At 68.9% G+C, this 24,303-nt stretch carries 23 protein-coding genes and 2 pseudogenes; 12 read left to right on the top strand and 13 right to left on the bottom strand.

From position 1 onward, the window contains the following. Positions 1 to 178 precede the first annotated feature (178 nt). Positions 179 to 415 (bottom strand): DUF2461 family protein, encoded by a 237-nt coding sequence (locus tag OG844_RS11060; RefSeq protein WP_406389716.1) that lies wholly within the window; start codon positions 413 to 415, stop codon positions 179 to 181. Between the two features lie 629 nt (positions 416 to 1,044). Between OG844_RS11060 and OG844_RS11055 the strand changes: the two genes are divergently transcribed. Continuing rightward, complete coding sequence (locus OG844_RS11055) at positions 1,045 to 1,746, top strand: hypothetical protein (RefSeq protein ID WP_406389715.1); 702 nt, start codon at positions 1,045 to 1,047, stop codon at positions 1,744 to 1,746. Between the two features lie 478 nt (positions 1,747 to 2,224). Here OG844_RS11055 and OG844_RS11050 read toward each other — a convergent pair whose 3' ends face one another. Beyond that, entirely contained in the window at positions 2,225 to 2,830 is a 606-nt protein-coding gene (locus OG844_RS11050; protein WP_406389714.1) for a dihydrofolate reductase family protein, read from the bottom strand. Between the two features lie 283 nt (positions 2,831 to 3,113). Continuing rightward, positions 3,114 to 3,486: pseudogene (locus OG844_RS11045) on the bottom strand (hypothetical protein). A 73-nt stretch (positions 3,487 to 3,559) separates the two neighbouring features. On the opposite strand from OG844_RS11045, the gene OG844_RS11040 reads away from it, so the two are divergent. Together OG844_RS11040 and OG844_RS11035 are read left to right on the top strand one after the other, a co-directional pair. Beyond that, on the top strand, positions 3,560 to 3,916 hold the full coding sequence (locus OG844_RS11040; protein ID WP_406389713.1) for a hypothetical protein: 357 nt from the start codon (positions 3,560 to 3,562) through the stop codon (positions 3,914 to 3,916). Between the two features lie 64 nt (positions 3,917 to 3,980). Further along, a complete protein-coding gene (locus OG844_RS11035) occupies positions 3,981 to 4,199 on the top strand; it encodes a hypothetical protein (RefSeq protein WP_406389712.1) in 219 nt (72 codons plus the stop codon). A gap of 214 nt (positions 4,200 to 4,413) precedes the next feature. Here the strand turns inward: OG844_RS11035 and OG844_RS11030 are convergent, their stop codons facing one another. Next, positions 4,414 to 4,560 carry a hypothetical protein gene (locus OG844_RS11030; protein WP_406396396.1) on the bottom strand — a complete coding sequence of 49 codons (147 nt, stop codon included), beginning with the start codon at positions 4,558 to 4,560 and terminating at the stop codon, positions 4,414 to 4,416. 105 nt (positions 4,561 to 4,665) lie between these two features. After that, positions 4,666 to 5,516 (bottom strand): annotated as a pseudogene (locus OG844_RS11025) (LysR family transcriptional regulator). Positions 5,517 to 5,611: 95 nt separating this feature from the next. Between OG844_RS11025 and OG844_RS11020 the strand changes: the two are divergent. Further along, on the top strand, positions 5,612 to 6,343 hold the full coding sequence (locus OG844_RS11020) for an SDR family NAD(P)-dependent oxidoreductase (protein ID WP_406389711.1): 732 nt from the start codon (positions 5,612 to 5,614) through the stop codon (positions 6,341 to 6,343). 15 nt (positions 6,344 to 6,358) lie between these two features. Here OG844_RS11020 and OG844_RS11015 read toward each other — a convergent pair whose 3' ends face one another. Together OG844_RS11015 and OG844_RS11010 are read right to left on the bottom strand one after the other, a co-directional pair. Beyond that, complete coding sequence (locus OG844_RS11015; protein WP_406389710.1) at positions 6,359 to 6,559, bottom strand: hypothetical protein; 201 nt, start codon at positions 6,557 to 6,559, stop codon at positions 6,359 to 6,361. Between the two features lie 47 nt (positions 6,560 to 6,606). Next, positions 6,607 to 8,055, bottom strand: coding sequence for a glycoside hydrolase family 76 protein (locus OG844_RS11010; protein ID WP_406389709.1), 1,449 nt, complete (start codon positions 8,053 to 8,055; stop codon positions 6,607 to 6,609). A gap of 345 nt (positions 8,056 to 8,400) precedes the next feature. On the opposite strand from OG844_RS11010, the gene OG844_RS11005 reads away from it, so the two are divergent. Continuing rightward, positions 8,401 to 9,021, top strand: coding sequence for a hypothetical protein (locus OG844_RS11005; protein ID WP_406389708.1), 621 nt, complete (start codon positions 8,401 to 8,403; stop codon positions 9,019 to 9,021). Between the two features lie 385 nt (positions 9,022 to 9,406). Here OG844_RS11005 and OG844_RS11000 read toward each other — a convergent pair whose 3' ends face one another. Together OG844_RS11000 and OG844_RS10995 are read right to left on the bottom strand one after the other, a co-directional pair. Further along, complete coding sequence (locus OG844_RS11000; RefSeq protein WP_406389707.1) at positions 9,407 to 11,170, bottom strand: ThuA domain-containing protein; 1,764 nt, start codon at positions 11,168 to 11,170, stop codon at positions 9,407 to 9,409. Beyond that, the gene (locus OG844_RS10995) at positions 11,167 to 13,989 is read right to left on the bottom strand and encodes a PQQ-dependent sugar dehydrogenase (RefSeq protein ID WP_406389706.1); all 2,823 of its coding nucleotides are present in this window, start codon (positions 13,987 to 13,989) and stop codon (positions 11,167 to 11,169) included. Before OG844_RS10995 ends, OG844_RS11000 begins: the two co-directional genes overlap by 4 nt. A gap of 479 nt (positions 13,990 to 14,468) precedes the next feature. On the opposite strand from OG844_RS10995, the gene OG844_RS10990 reads away from it, so the two are divergent. Next, positions 14,469 to 14,639 carry a hypothetical protein gene (locus OG844_RS10990; protein WP_406389705.1) on the top strand — a complete coding sequence of 57 codons (171 nt, stop codon included), beginning with the start codon at positions 14,469 to 14,471 and terminating at the stop codon, positions 14,637 to 14,639. A gap of 95 nt (positions 14,640 to 14,734) precedes the next feature. Here OG844_RS10990 and OG844_RS10985 read toward each other — a convergent pair whose 3' ends face one another. Beyond that, positions 14,735 to 15,646 carry a hypothetical protein gene (locus tag OG844_RS10985; protein ID WP_406389704.1) on the bottom strand — a complete coding sequence of 304 codons (912 nt, stop codon included), beginning with the start codon at positions 15,644 to 15,646 and terminating at the stop codon, positions 14,735 to 14,737. Between the two features lie 124 nt (positions 15,647 to 15,770). Further along, on the bottom strand, positions 15,771 to 15,995 hold the full coding sequence (locus OG844_RS10980; RefSeq protein WP_406389703.1) for a hypothetical protein: 225 nt from the start codon (positions 15,993 to 15,995) through the stop codon (positions 15,771 to 15,773). Between the two features lie 124 nt (positions 15,996 to 16,119). On the opposite strand from OG844_RS10980, the gene OG844_RS10975 reads away from it, so the two are divergent. Further along, positions 16,120 to 16,917, top strand: coding sequence for a helix-turn-helix domain-containing protein (locus OG844_RS10975; protein WP_406389702.1), 798 nt, complete (start codon positions 16,120 to 16,122; stop codon positions 16,915 to 16,917). Between the two features lie 34 nt (positions 16,918 to 16,951). Here the strand turns inward: OG844_RS10975 and OG844_RS10970 are convergent, their stop codons facing one another. Continuing rightward, a complete protein-coding gene (locus OG844_RS10970; RefSeq protein ID WP_406389701.1) occupies positions 16,952 to 18,223 on the bottom strand; it encodes an alpha-L-fucosidase in 1,272 nt (423 codons plus the stop codon). A 340-nt stretch (positions 18,224 to 18,563) separates the two neighbouring features. Between OG844_RS10970 and OG844_RS10965 the strand changes: the two genes are divergently transcribed. From OG844_RS10965 to OG844_RS10945, 5 genes are read left to right on the top strand one after another with little or no spacing between them, the layout of a single operon-like run. Continuing rightward, positions 18,564 to 19,415, top strand: a complete 852-nt coding sequence (locus tag OG844_RS10965; protein ID WP_406389700.1) for a fumarylacetoacetate hydrolase family protein — start codon at positions 18,564 to 18,566, stop codon at positions 19,413 to 19,415. Between the two features lie 11 nt (positions 19,416 to 19,426). Then, positions 19,427 to 20,812, top strand: coding sequence for an enolase C-terminal domain-like protein (locus OG844_RS10960; protein ID WP_406389699.1), 1,386 nt, complete (start codon positions 19,427 to 19,429; stop codon positions 20,810 to 20,812). Continuing rightward, positions 20,809 to 21,564 (top strand): SDR family NAD(P)-dependent oxidoreductase, encoded by a 756-nt coding sequence (locus OG844_RS10955; protein WP_406389698.1) that lies wholly within the window; start codon positions 20,809 to 20,811, stop codon positions 21,562 to 21,564. Before OG844_RS10960 ends, OG844_RS10955 begins: the two co-directional genes overlap by 4 nt. 14 nt (positions 21,565 to 21,578) lie before the next feature. Further along, positions 21,579 to 22,619, top strand: coding sequence for an aldo/keto reductase (locus tag OG844_RS10950; RefSeq protein ID WP_406389697.1), 1,041 nt, complete (start codon positions 21,579 to 21,581; stop codon positions 22,617 to 22,619). Further along, on the top strand, positions 22,616 to 22,927 hold the full coding sequence (locus OG844_RS10945; protein ID WP_406389696.1) for an L-rhamnose mutarotase: 312 nt from the start codon (positions 22,616 to 22,618) through the stop codon (positions 22,925 to 22,927). Before OG844_RS10950 ends, OG844_RS10945 begins: the two co-directional genes overlap by 4 nt. A 21-nt stretch (positions 22,928 to 22,948) precedes the next feature. Here the strand turns inward: OG844_RS10945 and OG844_RS10940 are convergent, their stop codons facing one another. Continuing rightward, positions 22,949 to 24,142, bottom strand: coding sequence for an Ig-like domain-containing protein (locus tag OG844_RS10940; protein WP_406389695.1), 1,194 nt, complete (start codon positions 24,140 to 24,142; stop codon positions 22,949 to 22,951). Positions 24,143 to 24,303: the final 161 nt, after the last annotated feature.

The raw sequence follows: 24,303 nt of genomic DNA, 5'->3' as shown, positions 1-24,303 counted from the left end.
GACAACACGAGCGCACCTGCAGCAGCGCCCCGGACCGTTGGGCGCTGGGGAAGGTCCTGCCGACCACGGGGCAGTCGGGCGCCTATGCCTGGGCAACTACGCGCTCGGTGGCCGGTCACGGTCGGCCGCCTCAAGCACGGGTCCAACTCCTCCCGTGCCGTGCGGCGCCCTCGTGACGTCAGGCGGCGCGCTTCACGTGGCGGACCAGCCACATCAGCAGGTCGTCCAAGTCGGCGGCGGCCGAGAGGACCCGGTCGACTGCCTCGGGGGTGTGCAGCCACTCCTCGCAGCCGAGGGGACGGGCGGCGATCAGCGAACGGTGGCGCAGCAGGTTCGTGCGGGAGTGGTTCGTCGGGTAGCCGCGTGGGACGCGTTTCATCACGTCCCCGGAGATGTCGTAGCCCTTCTTCCGCACGTCCTCGTTCGCGGCCGCTCCCCTCGGAGGCCACGGCTTTGCGGAACATGTCCACCTGGCCGGGATCGGGGTACCACCAGGCACCCTGGATCCGCAGCCCGTCCAGGTCGAACCGGAGACCGATCTCGATCTTGCGGCCGAGCCGGATCACCGCGCTCTGGTGCTGCCACCACCAGGAGCCGGTGCGGTAGTGCCAGACGGAGAAGTCCTCGTATCGGGGGTCGGTGTCCGCGACCTCGTTGAGCAGGGCGATCATCGGCTGCCGGACCAGGCGTTCGCGGTCTGCGCGAGAGAGCTCGCGGGTCGCGTGGGTCGGTTCGCCCTGGAGCTGCCACAACACGTCCATGGCCTGCTCCGGCCAGCCGGTGAACTGTGCGCGCATGCGGGCAGATTAGCTCACCCATGGTCCGCTCGCAGGGATGAGGATCTCTGAAATCGGCTCTGACCGGAGTTCCGTGAACAACTGGGAAGGATGCCTGCGGCTCCGTCGGCGGCCGGCCGGATCGAGATCGCCTACTGGTTGACTATGCGTCGTGACCGAGGCGATCGAAATACCAGATGCAGAGGGTGACCGGGAGCCCGCGACGGAGCTCCCGGCAAGTGGGCGCAATCCGGCGCGGCAGGCGTCCATGTTCCAGAGCGCAACCTGGCCGTTGAGCTCGCTGGCCCTGCTCTCAGTGGACCTGGAGGCGGTGGCGCGGCGACTGAAGCTGACCCTTGAGACCTCGTGGGACGGGCACGGCAGTGTGCGGGCGGCGTTCTTCGTGCTGGACGGGACGGACTTCGTCGTCACCCACCACGAGGGGGACGCTCCGGGAACCCACGTGTGGACCCGCAAGGGTGGGCCTGTCGATCCGGCCGCCCGCGCGGGCGGCCTCCTCGCTGCTCTCGGCGTGGGGCCGGAGGCGGTCTCGTACTCCACCTGGGGGGCTGGCACCGACCTGTCGCACGTGCCCGCTGCCTGGGGGCGCGGCCGGGGCAAGCCGACGCGGTCGCACCAGGACATCTGGGCCAACTTCAAGAGGCGCCCGGGGATGTTCGTCGGCCGTGTCACTTTCGGGGCGGTGGTCGGGTTCCTCAACGGCTACGACATCGCCTCCGACGAAGCCCTGCTGGACGGGTTCAGGGAATGGCTCGCAGCCAAGCTGGGACACGGCTGGAACCTGGTGTACTGGGCCTTGGCCGAGAAGCTGATCTTTCCCGACGGCCGCCCCGAGGAGCCCTGGTCAGCCGAGACCGAGCAGCACGCCGTGGCTGGCCTGATCGGCCTGATCGACGAGTACTTCGATAACCTCGCCGGTGATCCGGAGGAGCGCCCCGAAACGGTCTGATCGAGGGCCCTGGACCCATCCCCGGGTGAGGTTCCTGATTCTTCGATCGAGCGGAGAACCACGTGCAGGTCCTCCCGCAGGGAAACGATCCTGCATGCATACCGCTGACCTGGGATTTCACGGAACTCCGGTCAGACCCCTGAAATCGCCAGGGACGCTCCTCCCTCCACTTCGTTGCGTCTTGAGGGGTATGGGGAATGTGGGGAGCAAAGAGCGCGTGTGAGGGCCCGGCGACCGAAGGTCGGCGGGCCCTGTTGATCGGTGGCGGTCAGACGAAGTTGTAGCCCGCGGGGCCCACGGAGTCCGCCGCAGGGAGGTGATCTCGCGAACTCTGCTGGCGATGGTGGGACGGGCCGCTCCCGGGTGGCCAGCAGGGCGACGATGGTGACGGGCTGATTGCAGTGCGGGCAGTTCCGGACGGCTCCGCGCCCGTCGGCGCCTGCCTGGCCGCCGTCCAGACCGGCCGGACGGGGCGACGTCACGCAGGGACGCCGAGCGGCGGGTGCTCAAGCACGCGGGGCTTGTACTCGACCAGTTGGATGCGGCGGTCGAAGGTGCGGTGCTCGATCATCTCGAGGGCAACGTCCGGATAGCCGTCGTAGATGCGTTCCTCGCCCGTGGCCCCGGTGATCACCGGGAACATCACGACCCGGAAGCGGTCGACGAGACCGGCTCGTAGCAGGGACCGGCACAGGCTGAGGCTGCCGATCGTGCTGAGGAGCCCCGAGCCACTCGACTTCATGGCGCGGACCGCCTCGACTGCGTCGTCGCGGACGAGCGCGGAGTTGGCCCACGCCAGTGGCTCCTCGAGTGCGGAGGAGAACACCACCTTGGGCGCTTGCGTGAGCTCGTCGACGGACGCCTCTTCTTCGAGCCTGAACTCGTCTTGGCCGTTCGGGACCTCGCCTGCGGCGAAGCCCGACATCAGGCGGTAGGTGTTCGCTCCCATCAGGTAGGTGGCCTCGGGCTGCTCGCCGAGCCATGCGAGATACTCCGGGCCCTCCAGGCCCCAGAACCCGGGCCACCCCTCTCCCGATGCGTGGCCGTCGAGGGAGGTGATGAAGTCGACGAGAAGCTCTGACATGGTGGTGTCCTTTCCAAGGGGTGTCACGAGCTTGGACCGGCCGGGAGCCACAAACTTATCGGCCGCGCCGTGGACTGACGAGAAACCCCAGGACGCCGCAGCCGATCAGGTCGGCGGAGCGGCACTGCTTCGGAGGGCCGGAGGCCCACATGATGTCGGATCCGACTTCTGTCGGACATCGACCGTGAGGTTCCGACACGGGAATTGAGATCCCACAGATTCTGCAGGTTCTCACTTTCGGTGTCGGGCGCCGACGCTGTGAGCTGGACGTTCCGCTTCAGTCTCACGACGTGTCGACCGGCGGCTGTCTCAGAGCGGTGTCATTTCCCCGGACGGTCCGGCAGGCTGCAGCTACAAGGGGACGTGACGAACCGGAATCGGCAGCCATCCGTTCCACCCATACCCGCACGGTCTCCGCTTGCTCGATGCGGCTGACGAGGTCCTTCAGCAGTTGCTGGCACCTCACCTCGGGACGGTGCGTGAGCCACTCCACGAGCGAGGGGAACAGGTACTGCGTCGCCTCGGCGGGCGAGGTGCGCTCGGAGCCGGTCGACGGGGAGCCGCTGACTGAAGCCGTGCATGGCGGCCTCCTGGGCCAGGTCGAGGAGCTGGCTGGTGTCGACGGCTCGGACGGTGCGAGGAAGAACTGGGCCCATGCCGAGATGATGCCAAGAAGCCGCGTCATGAGATCACCGGGGCGGTGTCAGAGTCGTGCTGGAAGATCAAGCCATGCTGATGGCAACTGATGAGGCAGGGCGAGTGGTCAAGAAGCCCTCGAAGCCGGCGATAGGCAGAATGCTGGCCAACCTCCAGCGTGGAAACGCGCATCTGGTCCTGGAGCGCGCGGAGGAGGACCTGGAGGGCAGCTGGTATGTCCAGGTGCTGCGGCGTGACGACAACACGTACCAACTCGACTTCCGGGACGGCGTTGCGGCCGAGCACTATCAGACGCGAACCATCTCCCAGGAGAAGGTCCTGACTGCCGTGCTCGGGTGGGTGGCTGGTAAGGCGGACTGGAAGGACGGCTTCATGTGGAACACCATCGGCTCACAGCTCAGGGCCGATGACGCTCAAGATCAGGACTGACTCGTGCACTGGCCCGGCAGGTGCGGATGGCCGCGATGACCTTCTCGCCGAAGAGAGTCAGTTGATGGCCCGGCCCCGTTCCGCGCGTTCAAGCGAGGAAGGCAACACCGGCGGCCCGGCCGTGCTGCGGATCCTGGCCCGGACGCACGACGACCCACCGGCCGAAGGAGCCGAAGGACTCCTCTTCGGAGTAGGTCCCGGGCTTCTGCGCGGGCGCAGCACGAACGCGCTGGACCGCACCCGCCTGAGTAGATGCCCGGACCAGCGCGCCGCGGCGCCCTGATGCGTATCGAGGGACTGGCCTCACACGGCCCCTCCTTATCGCTGCCTCTCCTGACGGTCCGATTACTGTGGCTCAGGTCCGAACCGCGCATGCCCGCTCGGCGCTGCCCGGCCCCGCGGGATCACGACGGCTCGGATGGCGGGGTCTCCTGATCGGCACAGAGCTTGCCGCTACCGGGTTCGGTAGATACGCATCACGGTGCGTGGGCTGGTGGTCATCCCGCGCTGCCCTGGCTGGTGTGGCCGAGCCGGTTGAGGTCGGCGGATCGGGTTCCGGCGGGCTGGAGGTCAGCGTAGGGGTGGAGCTTTGCTCCGGCGGTGCCGTTCGCGCGAGTCGTCTGGTTGGAAGTGTGGCTGGGCACTCCAGTTGGCACCTGAGCCCTTCAGTCGGCACCTCTGATGCCTCTCAGAAGCGGTGACACGTGAGCCGGGACACGATGGGTGGAACCTGGCCAGGCGTATGGGAACTACCGGAGACGGGTGGCCGTCCGGACAAGGTCGGCGACGGCTCTGGACCGACTGTGCGGCGGCCAGGCGATCACGGCGGTGACTTTCGGCGCGTCCAGCACGGGCACGGCGGCGAGGTCATGGTGCAGTTGAGCTCGGCACGACTCCGGCGAGACCGCGCAACACGGCCGAGCGCGACGAGCTGCAACAACTGCGCGTGGTCGCGGACCTGCGGGCCGGGGCCGGGCGGGTAGGTGCCGTCGGGGTCGGGCCAGCGTGGCAGGGGCAGGCCGGGCAGCCCGGTGATGTCGGCCATGTGCACGTGGGTCCGGACGGTGAGCGGATGCCCGGCCGGCAGGACCACAACCTGGCCCTCCGTGCTGAGTTCTTCGGTGTCGAACCCGGCCGTCGAGTCGAACGGCCGGTGCAGTAGCGCCACGTCGGCCCGGCCCTCGCGCAGAAGTCGTTCCTGCTCGGCCGGGCCGCACAGGATGACGTCGACGGGGACCGCGCCGGGTTCGGCGGCGTACGCGTCCAGCAGTTTCCCCAGCAGTTCGCGGGACGCGCTGGCCTTCGTGACCAGGACCAGGCCGGGACGGCCGGTCGAGGGAACGGCGGCGCGGCGGGTCCGGCGCTCGGCCGCTTCGACCGCGTCGAGGGCCGCCCGGCCCTCGACCAGCAGCACCGAGCCGGCTTCGGTCAGCGTGACGGTGCGGCTGGTCCGATCCAGCAGCGCTGCCCCGAGTCGACGTTCGAGCTGCTGGATCGCTCGTGACAGAGGCGGCTGTGCGATCCCGAGCCGCTGCGCGGCGCGCCCGAAGTGCAACTCTTCGGCCACAGCGACGAAGTAGCGCAGTTCCCTGGTCTCCATCCGCCCACGGTACTCCAGATCAATACCTGGAAGGTATCGTTGCCCACCCAATCGGTCTTGGACCCCCGCCGGGATCCGAGAGCAGCATGGTCCCCATGAGCGAACGAACGATTGCGCTGGTCACCGGTGCAAACAAGGGAATCGGCTACGAGATCGCCGCAGGCCTGGGCGCCCTCGGCTGGAGCATCGGCGTCGGCGCCCGCGACGATCAGCGTCGCAAGGCCGCGGTGGAGAGACTGCGCGCGGCCGGCGTCGACGCGTTCGGCGTACCGCTGGACGTGACCGACGACGCGAGCGCGACAGCCGCCGCACGGCTGATCGAGGAACAGGCCGGGTGCCTCGACGTGCTCGTCAACAACGCCGCCATCACAGGCGGCATGCCCCAGGAGCCCACCCGCGTCGACCCCGCCACCATCCGCACGGTCGTGGAGACCAACGTCATCGGCGTCATGCGCGTCACCAACGCGATGATGCCGCTGCTGCGCCGCTCCGCCTCACCGCGGATCGTGAACATGTCCAGCAGCGTCGGCTCCCTCGCCCGGCAGTCAGGGACCGCTGGTGAGCTGCTCAGAGGTCCCGTGGCCGTGGCGTACGCGCCGTCGAAGACGTTCCTGAATGCCGTCACCCTCCAGTACGCCCGGGAGCTGAGCGGCACGAACATCCTGATCAACGCCGGCTGCCCCGGCTACGTCGCGACCGACCTCAACGGCTTCCGGGGCGTGCGCACCCCCGAACAGGGCGCGGCCATCGCCATCCGACTCGCGACCCTGCCCGACGACGGCCCGACGGGCCAGTTCTTCGAGGACGCCGGCGTAGTGCCCTGGTGAAGTGCACGGCGCTCATCACCCGCGCAGCCACCAGGGTGAGCGCCCGGAACCCATGATCCCGGAGATCCGGATCCTCGGCCCGGCGAGGCGGGAGCGCCGCCGGGCCTTGTAGCGCGTGTCTTTCCACCCGGTGTGCAGACCCTCCACATCGACGATCGCGTCGCGAGGCACCGTGATCTTGGCCCTGTCGGTGCCGAGCTGCAACGCGATGTCCACCACCGAAGGCTCGATGTGGCACGCCGTCAGTTCGCTCCTCGGCTTCCTCAGCCCGTAGCGGCGTTGAGGAGGTCCAGAACGCTCTGCTGGCAGCCGTAGCCGCTGGTGGTGTTGCCCCCGGCCCAGTGCGGGCCGTACTGGTCGAGCGGGTTGCGGTTGCGGTCGTAGGCGCTGTTCGCCCAGCGGGTGAGGGCCGCTGCGTACGGGCGGTCGGACAGTTGGCGGTTGAGGGTGCCGAGGCCGCGCACGTAGGCACCCTTGAAGCTCGGGCCGTCTCCCGTGCAGCTGTCGCCCTCGCCGGGTTCGCGCAGGACGCCGTCCGTCTGGAGCCGGACGGAGGAGGCGTCGGCCAGGCCGCGGGCAGTCGTGAGGAGGCCGGAGTCGCCGGTGGCCCTGTGGAATTCCGTCAGCGCGCCCAGGATGACGCCCTGGTTGTATGTCCAGGTGGGCTGACCGTTGTTGACGCAGGAGTCGCTGAGGCCGTCGTTGATCATGCGGTCACCATTGATCATGCCGCTCTGCTGGAACCAGCTCCATTCGTTCCTCGCCCGTTCCAGGTAGACCGTGTCGCCCGGAATGCGGTTGTGCAGGGCGGAAGTGAGCTGGAGGAAGAGCTCGTTGGTGATGGCGTTCTTGTAGTTGCCGTTCGTGCTCCACCGGACCCCGCCGCCACAGGTGCTGTTCCAGTTGGCGTACATGTGGTCCGCGTCGGCCCGCGCGGTGTCGAGGTACCGGCGGTCGCCGGTCAGGTCGTATGCGGCGATCCAGGCCAGGCCCCACCACCCGGTGTCATCGAGGTACTCGTTCCTGAACTGCCCTCCCTGCGCGTTCAGGTTCTTCTCGTAGGTGTCGGCGATGGCGTAGGTGTAGCTGCCCATGCCGCTGATCCGGATGTTGTCGATGACGGCGGTCAGCGCATTCGCGCCTGTCCACCAGCCGTTGCCGCCGAAGAGTTTGGTGCCCCGGTCGAACGACATCATCAGAGCGGTGGCCGCCGCGGTGCTCCTGCTGCCCGCGTTCCATGTGGTGCGTGCCCATGGCGTACACGCGATGGAGCCTCCGGCCGGCTGTCCGCATGCCCGAAGGGCGCCGACGCCCTGGGTGTTCCAGTCGTCGACGTTGTACATCTGAGTGCGCCAGCCCCGCCCTCCGGCGGGCACCGCGGTGTCGCCGAGACGGCTTCCCGACGCCCAGGTCCGGCCGCCGTCCATGGACCGGTCCAGCCAGACGTGGTCGTCGGGCCCGCCGTTGTCGATGGAGGCCCATCCCATCGCGTCCGCGTCGTCGAAGTGCAGCGCGATGGACCGCGAGGAGATCGTGGCGGTCACGGGGACACGGTCCTGAGGGCTCAGTCCCGGATCCCGCGCGTCGCAGTACTTGTTGCACACGACTGCCGGTGCCGCTGCGGCGGTCGAAGGCAGCACGCCGACCAGCAGCGAGGACAACGTTGTCAGACACGAGAGGAGAGCGATGGATGCAGTTCTCGGTGGCTTCATGGAGGAGGCTCCTGAAACGTCTGGGTCACGGTGAGGGGTGCGTCGCTCAAGGAGGAGAGCGCTCTCCGACGCTAGCTAAGCGACATGGTCACGTCAATGGATCGGGCGCCCTCGCCGTATCCGTCGTAGAGCCGTCGCTTGATGACGTTGCACTGTTTCGCGCCAACGCCGGGGAGCCGCAGCGCGTCGAGGGGCGCACTCCCAGTTGGCTCGGCGCCCTGTGACCGAGTGCCGTAAGAGGCCATCTTCCGTGGCGAATTGGTATCTCTTGGACCGTTGCCGTTGCTGAGGTCGGTAGCATCAGCATCAATAGACGTTTGAGACACAGCGAAAGCCGAGGACTGCATGTCCGAAAATACTCCTACGTCCACCATCAGCGCGGACTACACACAGCGGATCACCGAGGATCTTGCGGCGAACCGGCGAGAGCAGGACCGGGCGCGTGCCGAGTTGACCCGTCTGCAGGACGAGCTCATCCAGCTGGAGGAGGGCGAGCAGGTCCTGGTCAAGATGCAGGAAGTACTGGGCGGTTCCGCACGGCCGGAGGCGCCCGAGGCCAAGGACCGCAAGGAGGCGTCCGTTCCCGCAGCTCGCCGCCCCAAGGGCAAGGCGGCATCGGAGAAGAAGGGACGTGAGCCGAAGTCCCGGGCGAAGGCCGTCCAGGAGCTTCCCGCCGACGGGGTCGCAGCATCGAAGGGCTCCGGCGAGCCGACATGGCGTGAGTTGGTCACCGGATATCTCGCCGGGCAGAGGGAACCGAGGTCTGCCGCCGAGGTGGCCGCTGCCCTGACCGAGTCGTACCCCGAGCGCAAGACCCAGGTCGCGGTGGTGCGCAACACGCTTGAACAGGGGGTCGCCAATGGGCTGCTGGAGCGCTTCAAGCAGGGACGCTCCGTCTATTACAGCCCTGTCGCGGAGTCCGCTTCCGTCTCGAACCATGACGGGGCCGGGGAGGCCACACCGTAGGTCCCGCCTCATGGGCCGTTGAGGACGGCGGTGACCCGTGCACGCCGCTGGAGCGGACAATGGGCTTCACGGCAGGAACCCCCGTACCAGTCACAGTGCTTGTTGTACGTGGCGGGTGGGTGTGTCGGGTGGTCGGCCACGATCGAGCCGTACTGCCGAAGAGCTTCGCCATGACGTCGACGGTGGCCGAGCCGTCCGCAGCGCCCCGCTGTCGCAGGCACACGCGGGTGGCCGCGCTGTCGAGCACGCGCACCGCGAATTTCCTCTCCGGAGAGACGGCGGCGGGGCGCTTCGGCGTCGCGCTCCCGCCGCCGTCACCGGCCCGGTGTCGCGGCCGGTTCCGTCGACACCGCCTCCCGCGGTGACGACGGAGTCGAGGGGTTGATCAGGGCAGAACCCACTTCTGGTTGGCACCGGTGTGGCATGACCAGAGGTGGACCTTGGTGCCGTCCGCCGAGGAGATGCCTGCGGCGTCGAGGCACTTGCCCGACTGAGGGTTCCTCAGCGTGCCGTTGGCCTGAGGCACCCACTTCTGGGCGCCGGTGCCGTTGCAGCTGTAGAGCTGGACCTTCGTGCCGTCGGCCGATCCGCCGCCACTGATGTCCATGCACTTGCCCAACGCCCGCAGTGTGTCGTCCGCGCCGACCGTCCACTGCTGGGCTGCCGACCGGTTGCAGGTCCACAACTGGATCTGCGTGCCGTCCGCACTCGCGCCGCTCGCGACATCGAGACATTTGGCACCGATGCCGGTGACGGCACCCTCCCGGGGTCCGGTCGAGACTCCGAGTTCCTTGATGCGGATGTTGCGGAAGGAGACGTCGTCGCCGGTCCCGTGGTTCTGCAGTCCGATGTGGCCCTGCTGGAGGCTGCGGGCGGGATCGGTCTGGGTGAAGTCATTGATCCTGCGGCCGTTGAGGAAGACCTGGAGTCGTTCGCCCTCGACCCGGATCTCGTAGGTGTTCCACTCTCCCGGCGGGTTGAGGGCCGCGTCACGGGCGGGCAGGTCAGCCGATTTGAAGCCGTAGACGGATCCCGTGGTGCGGTCCGAGGAGTCCGTCGCGTCGATCTGGATCTCGTAGCCGTTGTTGACGGCCGACCACGGATCGTCGGAGGCCGGGAAGCCCACGAACACACCGGAGTTGTCGTCGCCTGCCTGCCGCCAGTCGAGCTTCAGCGAGTACGACTTGTACTCCTTGGCCTCGTACCAGAACAGACCGAGGCCGCCTTGCGAGGTGAGAGTGGCGTCGGACTCGGCGAAGGACCCAGGTCCGGCCTGCTTCCACCCACTGGTACCCGAGGTGCCGTACAGGGGGGTGTAGCCCGTCTCCGGTCGGCAGTCCGCCTCTGTCAGGCGCGCGGCCCAGCGGATGCCGCCGAGCAGATGGCGTCGGAAGGCGGGATCGGTGTAGGAGTCCTCGGTGTGGCCGCCGCCCGTGTAGAAGGCCCGCCCGCCCTCGTAGTCCTTGCACCAGGCGATCGGGTGGTCACCGCCCATCGCACCGCCGCTGTACGTGGACTCGTCGAGCGAGGCCAGGACGTGTGCGGTCGTTCGCGGATTGGTGCGGTAGTCGTACCACTCGTCGGTCCGCTGCCAGGTCCGGCCGAGGTGGGAGGTGGCGTCGTGAGCGCGGTCCTCCACGGTCACCGTGGCGGGCTGGATCTGCGGGTGGGACCGGAACAGAGCACCGGCCAGACCGCCGTACCAGGCCCAGTCGTACTCGGTGTCGGCCGCCGCGTGGATGCCGACGTAGCCGCCACCGGCGCCGATGTACCCTTCGAACGCGGTCTGCTGCGAGGCGTTGAGCACGTCGCCGGTGGTGGAGAGGAAGACCACAGCCTCGTAGCCGGCCAGGTTGGCGGGGGTGAAGGCGGCCGCGTCCTCGGTCGCGGTGACGGTGAAGCTGTTGGCGGCGCCCAGCTCACGTAGGGCCGTGACGCCTTCGTCGATGGAGGAGTGGCGGAAGCCGGCGGTCTTCGAGAACACCAGCACGTCGTACGCCGGGTCGGCCGCGGCCGCCACCGAGGAGCGGACGTCAGCGGGTGCTCCGGGCTCGGATTCGGCGGCAGCGGAGGACGCTGCCGGTAAGGCGGCGGTGCTCAGGAGCACACACGCGGCCCAGCAGGTGGAGCGGATGAACCGTCGACTCATGGCAGGATCCACTTCTGGTTGGCGCCGGTGTTGCAGGTCCACAGCTGGATCTTGGTGCGGTCTGCGGAGGCCCCTCCCATCGCATCAAGACATTTGCCCGTTGCCGGGTTCTGCAGCGTGCCGTTCGACTGAGGCGCCCACTTCTGGGCTCCGGTGTTGTTGCACCCGTACAGCTGGATCTTCGTTCCGTCGGCTGCCGCGCCCCCGCTGATGTCCAGGCACTTGCCGAGCGCGCGCAGGGTCCCGTCCGTGCCGACCGTCCACTGCTGGGCGACCGTCCCATTGCAGCCGTACAGCTGGATCTGCGTGCCGTCCGCACTGGCTCCGCCCGCCACATCGACGCACTTGCCTTCGATGCCCGTGATCCGGCCCGTCCGTGCCTGCGTTCCGTCGGTGGTGAAGGTGAAGTCGTCGATGTCGAACAGGGATCCGCTGCCCCCCTTGAAGACGAGGTGGAGGGTGGTGGTGCCGGCAGGACGGTCGGTGAGGTTCGCGGACACGTCCTGGAAGGATTCCCAGCCCCCGGTGGCGGGGACTGCCGCCGATCCGAGCAGGGTGCCGGTAGGTGAGCCCGCCCGTACTTCCAGGGTCCCTCCCGCGGCGCCGGAGGCGATGCGGGCCGTCAGTTTGGTGGCGTTGGTGAGGAGGTACGGCTTGAACGAGATCCAGTCGCCGTTCTCGATGTAGCCGACCGCCTTGCCGCCATGTGCCGCCGTCTTGTCGACGATCGTGACACCGGCGGAGTCCCCGAAGTGCTCGGCCTGGCGCTGGCTGCCCTGACTGAGGTTCTGGTCGTGGGTGGTCAGGGCGGGCTGTCCGTTCGCTCCTCCGTCGGTGTACTCGGCGTCCCAGACACCGAAGATGTTCGCGTTCGGGTCGTGCTCACCGTCGGCGATGGTCTTGAGGGTGCCGGAACAGCCCGTGGCGGATGTCTGCAGGTGGCCGTGGCTGTCGTGTCCGATGATGAAGTTGACCTTGACCCTGGAGCAGTCGATCGCGCTGTCCTCGGGATCGGTGACGGTGACCTTGAAGGGGACGGCGGCACCCATGTCGATGATGGAGCCGTCGGTGGGCAGTTCGAGGGTGACGCTGGGCGCGGTGTTGCCGACGGTGATGATCACCGAAGCGTTCGCGGTCCTTCCGGTGCCGTCGGAGACCGTCAGCTCCGCGGTGTAGCGGCCGTTGGTGGTGTAGGTGTGCGAGGGGTCCGCCGCGGTGGACGTGCCGCCGTCACCGAATTTCCAGGCGTAGGTGAGGGGGTCGCCGTCGGGGTCGGAGGTGCCTGCGGAGGAGAACTTCACGGTGAGGGGGGCTCTGCCGGACGTGCGGTCGGCGGCCGCCTTGGTGAGCGGGGCCCGTCCGCCGGTGACGTACTCGATGCGGTAGACCGCGCTGTTCGCGTCCCCGTTGAAGTAGCCGGTGCCGTAGTCGAGTACGTAGAGCGCACCGTCCGGCCCGAAGGCCGAATCCATGACCTGGGTGCCCTGCCAGGGGAAGGCGTTGATCGACTGTACGGTGCCGTCCGCGCCCTGCTCGATGCGCTTGATCCACTTGCGGCCGAACTCGCCGGCGAAGAAGTCGCCGTCGAAGTGCTGGGGGAACTTCACCGCCGAGGTCGAGGCCGCGTCGTAGCGGTAGACGGGCCCGCCCATGGGTGACTCGGAACCACTGCCGAACTCCGGTACCGAGCCGCCGTCGTACGGGATCCAGGCGGGCTGGGCCGGAGGGAGGTCGGTCAGGCCGGTGTTGTTCGGCGAGGTGTTCTTGGGGGCCGCGCAGGAGAAGGCGGCCCCGGACGCCGAGGTGGCGAAGTCGTAGTCGACGTAGGCGCTGTTCTTGCCGACGCAGTAGGGCCAGCCGTAGTTGCCCGCCTTGGTGATCCGGTTGAACTCGACCTGCCCGGCAGGCCCGCGGCCCGCGTTAGCGGTGCCGGCGTCGGGGCCGTAGTCACCGAGGTAGACGGTGCCGGTGGGTTTGTCGACGGACATCCGGAAGGGGTTGCGGAAACCCATGGCGTAGATCTCGGGCCTCGTCTTCGCGGTTCCCGGCGCGAACAGGTTGCCCGTCGGGATGGAGTAGCCGCCCGTGGCGTTCACCTTGATGCGCAGCACCTTGCCGCGCAGGTCGTTGGTGTTGCCCGCCGAACGCTGGGCGTCGTAGGCGGGGTTGCGGTTCGGCCGCTCGTCGAGGGGGGCGTACCCGTCCGAGGCGAAGGGATTGCTGTCGTCGCCCGTGGAGAGGTACAGGTTGCCCTGTGCGTCGAAGTCGATGTCGCCGCCGACATGACAGCACAGACCACGGCTGGCGGGGACGTCGAGGACCTTCGTCTCGGAAGCGGTGTCCAGGGTGCCGTCGGTCCTGAGAACGAAGCGTGAGAGCCGGTTGACGCCGTTGAACGGCGTGAAGTCGGCTGCTGAACCGTCCGCGGGGGCGTCCCCGGTGGGCGTCGTGAGCTTCGGGGCGTAGTAGAGGTAGACGAAGCGGTTGGCGGCGAAGCCCGGGTCGACGCCGATGCCCTGGAGGCCCTCCTCGTCGTGCGAGTAGACGTCGAGCCGGCCGGCGACCTTGGTGGTGCCGGCGGCGTCGGTGAGACGCAGAGTGCCGTCCCGTGAAGTGTGCAGGACGGACCTGTCGGGCAGGACGGCGAGCGTCATCGGTTCGCCGGTCTCGGCCACCCCTTTGGCAAGGGTGACCTGCTGGAACTCGTCCGCTGCCGCAGGTGCGGCAGCGGCCGGTCTCTGCTGGGCGGTGAGGGTGCCCGCGGCGGCGAGTAAGGTGCAGGCCACTGCCGCGAGAGCTCGGGTGAGTCTCCTGTGCACGCGAATCCTCCGTGTGGTGACGGGGTCGGGGTGGAGCACAGGCGCGCGCCGTCGCGCCGGGAGGCCGGGTGCCCCAGGGGGAGGAGAGGCACTCGGTCCTTGGTGTCCGGTTCAGATCAGGAAGGTAATGGCTTTTTCTCCGGCCAGATACCCCTTTGACGCACCGAGTCGCAACTTTCTCTTGTCGAGAGACAAAGCAGCGGAGTGGGTGCCCGGGTCGACAGACGGAGGTTGTGCCGTCGTACGGGCGGGCCAAGCAGGCAGCGTTGGCCCTGGGGTCTCAGGGCGCACCCCCGGTACGGAAGGTGCTTCGACACTGCGGAACGGGCGTTGTGCCGTCGGTTCCCCAGTGCGTCGGGTGGGAACGGCGGGGTCAGCCACGAGTCCGGTGCGGATCGACTTCTTTCGCGGGAGCTCTCCCAGGCCTGTTTTCTGCCTTAGGGGGCACACGTGTTCCAACTACCCGAAGGAGTCACATCATGCTGGCGATAGCTGCGGCGGTCCTGTTCTTCATCGCGTTTCTGATCAACGCCGCCGACATAACGACGAACGACGTCTTCGCCTCGGTGAACGTCATGCTGCTGGGCCTGGGCCTGCTGGCCCTTCATGTCGCAGGCATCGGCAATGGGTGGCGAACACGCCGACGGTGACACCGCCTGACCGGTTGTAGTCCCACCTCGGACACTCGCAGAGAAGGAGAGAGCGCGCGATGACCCCGTTCAGGACGATCGCAGCTGCGGACGTCTCAGCTGCTCCCGCATGGCTGCACGTGTTGGTGATGGCGGCGGCTGTGCTGATTCTCATCTACAGCCTCGCCCGACGCAGCAGCTGACCGGGAACCCGAGGCGCGGCGCCGTGTGGCCTGCCGTCGCCCGTGTGGTGGCGTGCAGCGGTGGAATGCGAAGCGCTCGCCATGCGCTCGTTCCGAGAACAGGCGGCGGGGACCGGGCAGGTCCCCGCCGCCTCGTGCGTCCTCGGCTACTGCCGCGAAGGGTCGTAGTCCCGTAGGTTGTCCAGGTTGTAGGTGGTGGCGCCCAGGGTGAGTCCGCCGCCCGACGCGGTGGCGGTGGGCGGAGTGCCCCTGCCGACGGCGAGGGCTGTCCCACGAGCCGCCGTGGTCGTCGAGCAGCGCCTGACGGACCGCGGCGGGGGCCTCGTCGGGGTCCTGCGGAGTGACGCCGTACGGGTAGTCGAGCAGTTCGTAGGCCCCGCCTCCACCGCCCGACTTCTCGTACTGCCACAGCCACGCCGCCTGCTGGTCGGCGGGTGCCTGGGTGAAGATCAGGCCCGGCAGGGGGGCGCCCGTGGAGGTGCCGACCCCCCACTGCAGACGGGCCTTGTCCGGCTGCGGCGAGCTACTGTGCAGCAGGAGGTCGGCGAAACCCGGACGCTGCCACTTCGCCTTGAGTGCGCCGATGCCCGAGTCGATCGAGCCGGTCACGCCGGGGCCGCCGGCGCCGAGCCCGTAGCTGAAGTAGTCCAGGCCCTCCTGGTCCCAGCCGGTCTCCGAGTAGACGGTGTCCAGGTGCCGGAGTTGTGGGCGGGCAGGCCCTTGGCGACGCGGACCGGCAACAGCGGCCCGTTGAGGGCCTCGGCGACGATGCCGAGCGCCACATTGCATCGTGAACCGCGGCACCATCACCAGCATCTCTGTCACGATCACCCACACCTCGACCATTGGGCGCCACCTGGAGCACCACACTCCCGATGACGATCGCCGCGACGCACCGCGCTGCTCCACATCCGCACAGGTCTCAGCGATACCCGCTGGGCGGCAATCGTCAGGTGAAGCGGCACCTGACCCGCACACGGCGCCGTCTGCCGCCCATCGTGTCCGTGGCCACGGCCACGACGCCGGTCACCGCATCGCCGGCGAACGCGTCGGTCGTCCGGGAAGGTTGTGCGTCCGGCGGTACGGACGTGTACGCGGCGATCCCGTGCGGCGACCCGTCGTACGCGTACATCACGGACTGGACCGACGGCCGCGGCGACTTGGTCGGATTCACGAAGCAGCTCGGATCCGAATCTCGACGGAGCCCTGACAGCCGGCAGGTCGGTCGTACGTACACCGCTGTGTGCGCGAGTCGTCGGCGCTCCCCGCTTCGTCTTCGACACTGGTAGATTTTCATGGTGAGTACGACCGAGCCTCACCGCTTCCACGTCCAGTTCTGCCTGGACCAGCCGCCCCGGGTGGCGAACCTGGGCGTCGGAGTGCACGGAACCACCGGCTTGCGCGACGTCTTCCGGCTTCCGGAGCTGTGGCAGCTGCACCTGTACCGGTACGCCGCCGAACTGACCGTCGACGGTGTGGTTCATGCCATCCGGCCCGGCAGGGTGAGCCTCGTGCCGCCCGGGGCGGTCGTGGAGTTCCGCTACGGCGGGCGGTCCGAGCACCTCTACGTGCACTTCGAACTCCCGCAGTCCGGCGATCCGTTGACCGTTCCGGTGATACAGGACGCCGGCACCGAGACGCCGATCCTCACCGACCTGCTGCAGCAGGCCATCGCGGTGGCTCCGCGCAACCCCGCCCGGGCGGCGGCCGAGGTGTGGGCCGCGTTGTGGCGGGTCGCCGGCCTGGCGGCGCCCTCGGGCGGAGTGGAGGAGCGGGGGCACGCGGCGGCCGCCGCAGCCGTCGCGCACATCGAGTCCCACCTGGCGGGACCGCTGACCGTGCCCGAGGTGGCCGCGGCCGCCGGGATCTCGCACAACCACCTCATCCGGCTGTTCCGTGCCGAAACCGGCGACACGGTGGTGGCCTACATCCGCCGGCGCAGGATGGAACGGGCCCGGCACCTGCTCCGGGAGTCGACGCTGTCGATCCCCGCCGTGGCGGCCCTGGTCGGTATCGGCGATCTGCAGGCCTTCAACAAGGCATGCCGGCGCGAACTGGGCGCGTCCCCGCGCGCGATCCGCGTCGGCAGCGGCTGACCTCGATCTCGGACCGCGTCGGCAGCGGCTGACCTCAGTCGCGGCCCGCGCCCCGGTAGAGGTCCAGTTCACCATCGAGTTCCACGGCGAGCACGGTCGCGTACGCGTCGGCATCGGCGCTGACCGGGGCGTCGATCCAGGTGACCCCGGGCACTTCGCCGAGGCCGCCGATGACCCGGTGGGGCAGCTCGCTGCCCGTGCCGACCACGCTCACGCGCCTGACCGGCGTCCGCAGACCGCGCAGTCCGATGATTTCACGCGGGGTGTCGAAGCAGACCAGATACAGGGTGCGGCGGTCGGCGGACAGCGTGCTCGGACCATAGTGGTGACCGGCGGGCAGGCCGGCCACCGTTCCGTACACGGCGCCGCGGTGCTTGTCGATCCAGCCACCTAGGCCCTCGAGGCGCTCGACCTGGGCGGCCGGGATGGTGCCGTCCTCCTGCGGGCCCACGTCGAGCAGCAGATTGCCGCCCATGCCGATGGTCTCCGCGAAGTAGCGCACCAGCTGGCCGACCGACTTCTGGTTGTCGTCCTGGTGCTGGTAGCCCCAGGAGTCGTTGACCGTCAGGCACAGCTCCCACGGTCCGTCGGGGGCCCGGAGCGGAACACCCTGCTCGGGTGTGGCGTAGTCGCCGTAGCTCAGCATGCGCGCGTTGAGGACGGTGTCGGGGTTGCCCGCGAGGATCTCCTCGGAGAGCTCCCGCATCTTCCACTGGTCCTCGCTGCGCTCCCACTCGCCGTCGAACCACAGCAGGTCGGGTCGGAAGCGTGAGACGAGCTCGCCGACCTGGGCGTTGCGGTACGAGAGGAAGCGCGCCCAGGCCTCGGGGTCCTCGACACCGTCCTTCGGCGTCACATAGCGGTTGGTGCCCACGTCTTCGTTCGGCGGGTCGGGGTGCACCACGCTCGCGTAGTCGGGGTGGTTCCAGTCCGAGTGGGAGTAGTACAGGCCCACCTTGAGGCCCTGCTCCCGCAGTGCCTCGGCGTAACCGGTGATCAGGTCACGGCCGGCCGGGGTGTGCTTGACGACGTTCAGATCGCCCTGCCCGGTGTCCCACAGGGCCACCCCGTCATGGTGCCGGGCGGTGAGCACCGCGTACTTCGCGCCGGCCTTGGCGAACACCTCGGCCCATGCCTTCGGGTCGTAGTTCGAGGCGGTGAAGCCGTCGAGCTGCTTCATGTACTGCTCGTGGGGGACCTTGCCCGAGTAGAAGGACCAGGACTCGGGAACGCCGTCGACGGCGTAGATCCCGTAGTGGATGAAGATGCCCAACTTGGCATCGGTGAACCAGGGCTGCATCGGCATGTGCTCACGCTAGGCAGGGAGCCGGGTTCCGCGCGTGGGGTGTAGTCACCAATGGTGGTTGTTTTTCACCCTGCGAGGTCCGTCAGCCAGGCAGTGGCCGTGGACGGAAACAAAGAGACGTCCGATGGCTGTAGGGCACTGGCGCTTCCGCTCAAACCGGCGGGCGGAGTGCGTGGGTTAGTGGGGTTCTGAGGGCGGATCTGGAGCTGTGATCGGGTCATTCTCGGGATCCTGGCGGCCACCTGGCCAGTTTCGGGGCTTGACTGGGAAGAAAGATCCGATGAATATTCATTTCGTTCGCTGTGGACCCGCAACCTGCCCAACTCGCAAGGACGAACACGTGAAACTGCTGCGTCTCGGTGCCCCCGGTGAAGAGCGCCCGGCCGTCCGCACCGACGACGGCCGGGTGCTCGACCTGTCCTCCGTCACCCCGGACATCGACGGTGCCTTCCTTGCCTCGAACGGCCTCGACCGTGCCCGCGCGGCACTCGCGTCCGGCGAGCTGCCCGCACTGGACGCCGAGGGCGTACGCATCGGAGCGCCTGTCGCCCGTCCGGGCAAAGTCGTCTGTGTCGGCCTCAACTACCGCGACCACGCCGCCGAGACGGGCGCGCCGATTCCCGGACGGCCCGTCGTCTTCATGAAGGACCCGGGCACCGTCATCGGCCCGTACGACCAGGTGCTCATACCGCGCGGCTCGTCGAGGACCGACTGGGAGGTCGAGCTCGGAGTCGTCATCGGCACGCGGGCCCGCTACCTGGAGAGCCCGCAGCAGGCACTCGCTCACATCGCCGGGTACGCCGTCAGCCACGACGTCTCCGAGCGCGAGTTCCAGCTCGACCACTCCCCGCAGTGGGACCTCGGGAAGTCCTGCGAGACCTTCAACCCGCTCGGTCCCTGGCTCGTCACCGCAGACGAGATCGACGACCCGCAGGACCTCGCCCTGCGGCTGAAAGTCAACGGGGTGAAGCGCCAGCGAGGCAGCACCCGCGACATGATCTTCCAGGTCGCTCACCTCGTCGCGTACCTGAGCAACTACATGGTGCTCGAGCCGGGCGACGTCATCAACACCGGCACCCCCGCGGGCGTCGCCCTCGGGCTGCCCGGCAACCCCTACCTGCGCCCCGGCGACACCGTCGAGCTCGACATCGACGGCCTCGGCAGCCAGCGCCAGACCTTCGCACAAGCCTGAGAGGCCCGAACGTGACCTCAACTGCCCCGAGAATCATCGCGGTCGACACGTACGACATCCGATTCCCCACCTCCCGGGAACTGGACGGCTCGGACGCCATGAACCCGGACCCCGACTACTCCGCCGCCTACGTGGTGCTCCGCACCGATGCGGGCGACGGCCAGGAGGGCCACGGTTTCACCTTCACCATCGGGCGTGGCAACGATGTCCAGGTCGCCGCGATCGACGCGCTGCGCCCGCACCTCATCGGCCGGTCGGCCGACGCGCTGTGCGCCGATCCGGGATCCCTGAACCGCGACCTGATCGGGGACAGCCAGCTGCGCTGGCTCGGCCCCGAGAAGGGCGTGATGCACATGGCCATCGGCGCCGTGGTGAACGCGGCCTGGGACCTGGCGGCCAAACGGGCGAGCAAGCCGCTGTGGAGGTTCCTGGCGGACGCCGAGCCCGAATGGCTGGTCTCCCAGGTCGACTTCCGCTACATCGTCGACGCGCTGACCCCCGAGGACGCGCTGACGCTGCTGCGCAGGGGCCGTGAGGGAGCCGCCGGCCGCGAGAGGGATCTACTCGAACGCGGATACCCCGGTTACACCACCTCGCCCGGCTGGCTCGGCTACTCCGACGAGAAGCTCACGCGGCTCGCACAGCAGGCCGTCGCCGACGGTTTCACCCAGATCAAACTGAAGGTCGGCGCGGATCTGGCGGACGATGTCCGCCGCTGCCGTGCGGCCCGCGCCGCCGTCGGTCCCGACATCCGCATCGCCATCGACGCCAACCAGCGCTGGAACGTCGGCGAGGCGATCGAATGGACCAGGGCGCTCACCGAGTTCGACCCGTACTGGATCGAGGAACCCACCAGCCCCGACGACGTGCTCGGCCATGCGTCGGTACGCAAGGGCGTGGCACCCGTCAAGGTCGCCACCGGCGAGCACGTCCAGAACCGCATCATCTTCAAGCAGCTCCTCCAAGCCGACGCCATCGACGTCCTGCAGATCGACGCCGCACGCGTCGGCGGGGTCAACGAGAACCTTGCGATCCTGCTGCTCGCCGCGAAGTTCGGCGTGCCCGTCTGCCCGCACGCGGGCGGTGTGGGCCTGTGCGAACTCGTCCAGCACCTGGCCATGTTCGACTACGTGGCCCTGTCCGGCTCGACCGAGAACCGAGTCATCGAGTTCGTCGACCATCTGCACGAGCACTTCCTCGCCCCCGTGCAGATACGCGAAGGGCACTACCGGGCTCCGGACACCCCGGGCTTCTCGGCCGAGATGCACACCGGCTCGATCGCTGAATTCAGCTACCCGGACGGCCGGTTCTGGGCCGCGGACCGAGCGGCACACAGCGCCGGGCAGGCCGCACACGACGCCGTACCCGAGACAGTACAGAAGGAGGTCCTGGCATGAGTGAGCTGAGCGGGCTCAAGGCCGTCGTCACCGGAGGAGCGTCGGGCATCGGCCTGGCAACCGCCAGACTGCTCGCCGAGCGCGGGGCGGACGTGGCCGTGCTCGACCTCACCCCCGACGCCGTCGACAAGCCGTTGCGCGGATACCGCGCGGACGTCAGCGACGACGCGGGGGTACGCACCGCGGTCGCGGCCGCCGCCGAGGATCTCGGCGGAATCGACATCCTGGTCAACAACGCCGGCATCGGCGCCGCCGGCACCGTCGAGGACAACGACGACGCGCAGTGGCACCGCGTACTGGACGTCAACGTCCTCGGCATCGTCCGCACCACCCGCGCGGCCCTGCCGTACCTGCGGTCCTCGTCGGAGGCCGCGATCGTCAACACCTGCTCGATCGCCGCCACCGCCGGGCTGCCGCAGCGCGCCCTGTACAGCGCGAGCAAGGGTGCCGTCCTCTCCCTGACCCTCGCCATGGCCGCCGATCACGTACGCGAAGGAATACGGGTCAACTGCGTGAATCCGGGTACCGCCGACACCCCCTGGGTCGGCCGGCTCCTCGACGCCGCCGACGACCCGGTGGCCGAACGGGCGGCGCTCGACGCCCGACAGCCGATGGGCCGCCTGGTGACGGCAGACGAAGTGGCAGCTGCCATTGTCTACCTGGCGAGCCCGGCCGCCGGATCCGTCACCGGAACCTCGCTCGCCGTAGACGGGGGCATGCAGGGCCTGCGCCTTCGCCCGGTCCAGAACTGAGAGGCGGCCGGCACATGCGAGACAGCACGCTCGGCACGAGCGACATCGCCGTCACCGAACTGGCCTTCGGGGCAGCGGCGATCGGCAACCTCTTCTTCGCGGTGGACGACGTCCAGGCGACGGCTGCCGTCGACGCCGCCTGGGACACCGGCATCCGCTACTTCGACACCGCCCCGCACTACGGCCTCGGCCTGTCCGAGTACCGGCTCGGCGCGGCACTGAGCATCAGGCCCCGCGACGAGTACGTCGTCTCGACCAAGGTGGGCCGCCGCCTGGAGCGGACGGCGGCGGCGGGCGACGACCTCGCCAACGGATTCGCCGTGCCCGCCACCCATCGTCGTGTCTGGGACTTCAGCGCCGACGGCGTACGACGCAGCATCGAGGCGAGCCTGGAGAGACTCGGCCTCGACCGGATCGACGTCGTGTACCTCCACGATCCGGACGACCACGAGGAGCAGGCCTTCAAGGAGGCCTATCCGGCGCTGGAGCGGCTGCGCACCGAAGGTGTGGTCGGCGCGATCGGCGCCGGCATGAACCAGGCGGAGATGCTGACCCGTTTCGTCCGCGACACCGACGTCGACGTGGTGCTGTGCGCCGGCCGCTACACCCTCCTGGACCAGGGCGGCCTCGACGAGCTCCTCCCGGAGGCCGACGCGCGCGGCAAGAGCGTCGTCGTCGGCGGAGTCTTCAACTCGGGGCTGCTCGCGGACCCGAAACCGGGTGCCACCTTCGACTACGCGGCCGCGTCTCCGGATGTTCTGGACCGCGCGCTGCGCATGAAGGGCGTCGCTGACCGGCACGGTGTCCCCCTGCGCGCCGCCGCCCTGCGGTTCCCCTTCGGGCATCCGGCGGTGGCGGGCATCCTGGTCGGTACCCGCTCCGCGCACGAGGTCCACGACGCCGCCGACAAGCTGGCGCGCACAGTCCCTGACGAACTGTGGGCCGAACTGCGGGCCGACGGCCTGCTGCCGGAGCATGTCCCGGTCCCGGTGGCGGGACGGGACAGCCGGGCAGACGCGGACGCCGACACCCGTACGCCCGAGGAGCCGCCATGAGGATCGCGCTGCACACCAAGCTCCGCGCCGACCGGATCGAGGAGTACGAGGCGGCGCACCGCGACGTCCCGGAGGCGCTGACGGCGGCGATCCGCTCCGGCTGCGCCACCTCTTGGACGATCTGGCGCAGTGGCACTGATCTCTTCCACCTCCTGGAGTGCGAGGACTACGCCGCGCTGCCGGCCTCGCTGGAGACGCTGCCGGTCAACATCGCCTGGCAGGCACGGATGGCCGAACTCCTCGACGTCGTGCACGACTACTCGGCCCAGGGAACGGAGGCCGGCCTGCCCGTCGTGTGGGAGCTGTGAGCGCCGGGGAGATCATTGGTGTCAGCGCAGCGCGCTCTTCGCCTGCCACTCGGCCCACGGCACGTTCCAGTCGCCGAAGCCGTTGCCCGGAGCGACGACACCCTTGGTGTCCTTGCCGGTGATCTCGAACGGGTCGCCGGGCCGGACCTGGGCGTAGAGCCAGGCGGCGTTCGTGTCGCTCATGCCGATGCAGCCGGAGCTCATGTTCGCGTTGCCGAACCATCTGTCGTTCCACGGCGCCGCGTGCGCGTACATGCCGGACCAGGTCAGCCGCATGGAGCGGTCGACCATCTTGTCGTAGGCGTCGCCGAGGCCGACGGTCTCGGAGTTCATGTTGATCGTGCCCTCCTTGGCCATCAGGACGGCAGTCCCGCGCCAGGAGCGTTTGTCGCCGCCGGGGGTACCGCCGGAGACGGGGATGCTCCGCACCGCCTGCCCGTTCCGTTCCAGGGTGAGCTGCTTGCGGTCGAGGTCGACCTTGACCATCTGGCTCCCGCCGACGGTGAAGCCGGTCGAGTAGTCGCGGACGAACCAGCCGCCGTCACCGGAGTCCGTGCCGTTCAGCTCGGCGCTCAGCGTGACCTCGGTGCCGGGCCGCCAGTACTCCTTGGGTCGCCAGTCGATCCGGTCTCGGCCGGACCAGTCCTCCAGCCAGGACCAGGAGCCTTCGGTGGGATTCGACGTGGTCAGCTTCAACTGCCGCTCGACGGCCGCCTTGTCGGTGACGGGGTTGTCGAAGACCAGCGAGATCGGCTGGGCGATGCCGACGACCGCCTTCGTTCCCGGCCGCCAGTCGACCTTGTTGACCTTGTCGGCCTCGGCCGTGGCGAGCACGGACGTGACGGTGCTCTTCGTCCCGGCCTTCGTGGTCGTCGTGGCGGTGACCGTGTAGGAGGTGCCGGGGGCCGCCTTGCGTATCGAGACCCATGTCGCCCCATCGGCGGCCACCTTGCCGGCGAGTGCGCGCCCCTCGTCGTCCGTGACGCCGACCGAGGTGAGCGTGCCGCCTGCCGCGGTGACCCTGACCGTGCCGCCGGCCCGCACGCCGTTGCCCTTCGGTGTCACGGTCACCGTCGCGGGGCGGTCCTCCGTGGCGCTCGTGCCGCCGCCCTTGGCGTCCTCGGCCGCCGCGCCGGAGCCTGCTCCGGAGGAGCAGGCTGCGAGCGGGGCCAGCAGTACCGCGACCGCCGCGGTGCGTACACATATACGGCTCAACGGAGTCTCCGTCCGTGGTGGTTCGAATGTGGATACCGCGACACTAGAACCGGGAAAGCCCAGGTGAGCGGCCCTGCGGCCATGTGACGACGACTGCAGAACAACGGTCATCGTCCGGTCACATTCGCCGCGCGGAGCGGTCACGGACGGCTGTGAGCATC

It is taken from the genome of Streptomyces sp. NBC_00887 (assembly GCF_045207585.1).
Note: the sequence above shows the minus strand (reverse complement) of the source record. Positions and strands in the feature narration are given on the sequence as shown.